Source organism: Streptomyces sp. ID05-39B (assembly GCF_033794725.1).
In the GTDB taxonomy this organism is placed as follows: Bacteria; Actinomycetota; Actinomycetes; order Streptomycetales; family Streptomycetaceae; genus Streptomyces; species Streptomyces bobili.
The window spans coordinates 1-3,818 of the sequence record NZ_JARGEF010000191.1 but is presented as its reverse complement, the minus strand read 5'-3'; the positions used below and the strand labels follow the sequence as shown (position 1 = coordinate 3,818).

The following is a 3,818-nucleotide window of genomic DNA, read 5'->3' as shown; positions in this document are numbered from 1 at the left end:
CGGTCAGAAGAACACCGACCGCCGCTGCACCAGCAACTTGTACAGCGTGTGCTGAATCTGCTCCCTCACCTGGTCCGTCAGGTTGAACATCAGCATGGGGTCCTCGGCCGCCTCCGGCGGGTAGCCGTCCGTGGGGATCGGCTCGCCGAACTGGATCGTCCACTTGGTGGGCAGCGGGATCGCGCCCAGCGGGCCCAGCCAGGGGAACGTCGGGGTGAGCGGGAAGTACGGGAAGCCGAGGACGCGGGCGAGCGTCTTGGCGTTGCCGATCATCGGGTAGATCTCCTCCGCCCCGACGATCGAGCAGGGGATGATCGGGGCGCCCTGGCGCAGCGCCGTCGACACGAAGCCGCCCCGGCCGAACCGCTGGAGCTTGTAGCGCTCACCGAAGGGCTTCCCGATGCCCTTGAAGCCCTCCGGCATCACCCCGACCAGCTCGCCCTGCGCCAGCAGCCGTTCGGCGTCCTCGGAGCACGCCAGGGTGTGCCCGAGCTTGCGGGCCAGCTCGTTGACGACCGGCAGCACGAAGACCAGGTCGGCGGCGAGCAGCCGCAGATGACGGCCCGCCGGGTGATGGTCGTGGACGGCGACCTGCATCATCAGTCCGTCCAGCGGCAGCGTCCCGGAGTGGTTGGCGACGATCAGCGCACCGCCGTCGACGGGGATGTTCTCGACGCCCTTCACCTCCACCCGGAAGTACTTCTCGTACACCGGGCGCAGCAGGGACATCAGGACCTGGTCGGTCAGCTCCTGGTCGTAGCCGAAGTCGTCGACGTCGTAGTCACCGGTCAGCCGGCGGCGCAGGAAGGACAGCCCCCCGGCGATACGCCGCTCCAGGCCACCGCCGTCACCGTCGGACCGCGGCGGCTGTTCCTCACCGATCACAGGAACATCATCCTGCGGAACGGCCCTGGTGGGCAGGGCCTGGACCTCACGAACCTCACTGACCTCACCGGCCTCGCCGATCTCATGGACCGGCGCCGGCTCGCCGTTCGGGCGCCGGCTCCCCGCGCTCCGGCGCCGCGACGTCCGCTGTGCGGGGCCCCCGCGGGACCGGTCGTCGTCGAACGGAATGACCTTGGCGTCCGCCATCGTTGATGCGCTCCTCAGTTGGCGCTCTGCGTCGGGGAGTGGCCGCCGCCCGCGAGGGGCAGCGCGGCGATCCGGTCGACGGCCGTCGCGACGGCCTCGGGGGGCAGGAGACCCGGCCCCTGGCTGCGTGCGAAGTCCGCGAACGTCTCCGCGGTGGTGTACTTCGGCGTGAATCCCAGCGTCTCGCGCATCTGGCCGGTCGCCACGACCCTGCCGTGCGTGAGCAGCCGGATCTGCTCCGGCGAGAAGTCCGTCATGCCCAGCGTACGCACGAGGGTGCCCGCCCAGGTGACGGCCGGCAGCAGGAGCGGGACGGTGGGGCGGCCGAGCCGTCGGGAGCACTGCGACAGCAGCAGCACGCCATCGCCTGCGATGTTGAAGGTGCCACTGTTGAGCGTGCCACGGCCGGGCTCGTGCGAGCCGATCCGCAGCACCTCGATCACGTCGTCCTCGTGCACGAACTGGAGCCGCGGATCGTAGCCGAAGACGGTGGGCAGGACCGGCAGCGAGAAGTAGGAGGCGAGCGGTGTCTCCGCGGTCGGGCCGAGGATGTTGGCGAACCGCAGCACGCACACCGCGACGTCGGGGCGCCGCCGGGCGAACCCGCGGACGTATCCCTCGACCTCCACGGTGTCCTTCGCGAAGCCGCCGCTGGGCAGCGACTTGGCCGCGGTGGTCTCGGTGAACACGGCCGGATCGCGGGGCGCGGATCCGTACACGTTGGTGCTGGACTTCACGACGAGACGTTTCACGTTCGGCGACTTCTGACAGGCGCCGAGCAGCTGCATCGTCCCGATGACGTTGGTCTCCTTGACCGTGGTCCGGCTCCCGCTGCCGAGCGCGGTCGCCGTCACGTCCAGGTGTACGACGGTGTCGGCACCGGTCTCGGCGAGTACCCGAGCGATGGTGGACTGCCGAATGTCCGCCTGGACGAAGTCGGCGCCGCCCAGGTGGTGTTCGGGCCGCACGGCGTCCACCGCGATCACCCGGTCCACGTCCGGGTCACGCTGGATCCGCCGTACGAACCGGCCCCCCAGCTGACGGGCCACCCCGGTCACCAGCACGACCTTGCCCAAGATCAGCGCCTTCCTTCGTCCATCACTAGGTCCGGTTCCACCCTGCCGTGTTTCCCCACCCTGCCGCGTTCCCCGCTGCGGGCCAACCTAGCGGGTCGGTGTTGCGCTGTGATGACCACCCGACGCATGAAGTGACGGCAACAGTCGGTCATACGAGCAGATCAGCCATGGTGTGCGTCCAGGCATCCGCACGGGGTTCAGCCGGCCGCACAGAAGCCGGACATGCGTGTGGCCCCCCAACCGGTAGACCGGCTGGGGGGCCACACCACGCTTTCGCGGCTCGCGTCGAACGAACTACTTCTTGTTACGACGCTGAACGCGCGTGCGCTTGAGCAGCTTGCGGTGCTTCTTCTTGGCCATCCGCTTGCGCCGCTTCTTGATAACAGAGCCCACGACTACCCTCGCTCACTTCTCATCACTCGGTGCTGGGCGCCATGGGCCCATACGACCTACGAGGGGCTAGCCTACCCGCCCGAGCGCTGAGGTCGTAATCGAGGCGGCGGAGGGACCCTGGAGTGCCCTGTGGTGCGGGTCCCCCCACCTCTGCCGTCAGGCCGTTTCCACCCCCACATAGCTCTCGCGGAGGTACTCGTGAACCGCTTGCTCCGGGACGCGGAAGGACCTTCCGACCCGGATCGCGGGCAGATGACCGCTGTGCACCAGCCGGTACACGGTCATCTTGGACACTCGCATCACCGAGGCGACTTCCGCCACGGTAAGGAACTGAACCTCGTTCAGAGGCCTCTCGCCAGCTGCAGCCATGACACACCTGAACCTTCCGCACTCGACTCGACGGCCACCGGCTTCCCCTTCCGGTGACTCTTCGTCGCTGCGTGCTCACTCCCCAATGTAGGGGCGGGTGATGCGAGTGGGGAAGAGGTGCAACCATCGGGGGCCTACTGTGACAGACACGCCCGATTGAGTACGTAGCGGGTGAGCGGCAGGTAGTACTCGGCGTGCGCGCCGTCATCAAGTGGAACGACGACGGACACGGTCCCCTCGGCCTCCCCGACGAAGAGCGCGGGATCGTCGCTGTCCGCCAGGCCGATCGCCTCGAACCCCAGCTGACCTGCCCCGCAGACCCAGCCGTGGTCCCCGATCACCAGCTCCGGCAAGGGCCCCCCGGCCTCCGCGGCCGCCGCCAGCGCCAGCCGAACCGGGAGGGGTGAGTGCGTGTGTGCGCCGGTGGCACCACCGGGGCGCTCGGGACCGGGTTCCCGCACCAACCCGACGCCTCGCACGTAGGTGAGCTGGAGCGTGCGTAGACCGAACCGGGTCGTTATGTCGACACAGCGACCCTGCGCCGGGGTGAGAACAACACATCCCGCCGCCGACAAAGCGTCTGCGATCCCCGCGTAGAACCCGAGCAGCCGCTGCGGATGCCCGGTCCCGAGCAACACGGGCCCACCACACTGGGCAACCACCGCGAGCCGCTCCGCGAAGGCGTCCAGTCCGCGAAGGGTCAGCTCCGGATCGATCACATCATGCCCTGAAGTGTCCTCCGGATCGGCCGAAACCCCACACTTCTCCGCCATCAACGCGATCAACTCCCGCTCGCCCCAGACCCCTTCCGGATCGATCCCGATCAACACCCGAGGATCCCGAGCCGCGAACAACCGATACCGCCGAAGACTCCCCTCCCGCCCACTC

5 protein-coding genes are annotated in these 3,818 nt (G+C 68.7%); all 5 read right to left on the bottom strand.

Annotated features, from left to right (window positions below; genetic code table 11):
- Positions 1–3: 3 nt before the first annotated feature.
- Positions 4–966 carry a lysophospholipid acyltransferase family protein gene (locus P1P75_RS30595; protein ID WP_319261586.1) on the bottom strand — a complete coding sequence of 321 codons (963 nt, stop codon included), beginning with the start codon at positions 964–966 and terminating at the stop codon, positions 4–6.
- A 140-nt stretch (positions 967–1,106) separates the two neighbouring features.
- Positions 1,107–2,168: an NAD-dependent epimerase/dehydratase family protein gene (locus tag P1P75_RS30590; protein ID WP_319261556.1), complete on the bottom strand. Its 1,062-nt coding sequence runs from the start codon at positions 2,166–2,168 to the stop codon at positions 1,107–1,109.
- A gap of 294 nt (positions 2,169–2,462) precedes the next feature.
- Positions 2,463–2,561, bottom strand: a complete 99-nt coding sequence (locus P1P75_RS30585) for an AURKAIP1/COX24 domain-containing protein (RefSeq protein WP_003948845.1) — start codon at positions 2,559–2,561, stop codon at positions 2,463–2,465.
- Positions 2,562–2,717: 156 nt separating this feature from the next.
- Positions 2,718–2,930: a helix-turn-helix domain-containing protein gene (locus tag P1P75_RS30580; RefSeq protein ID WP_004984898.1), complete on the bottom strand. Its 213-nt coding sequence runs from the start codon at positions 2,928–2,930 to the stop codon at positions 2,718–2,720.
- Between the two features lie 134 nt (positions 2,931–3,064).
- Positions 3,065–3,818: phosphatase (locus P1P75_RS30575; protein ID WP_319261553.1), on the bottom strand; the 754-nt coding region annotated here is incomplete at its 5' end.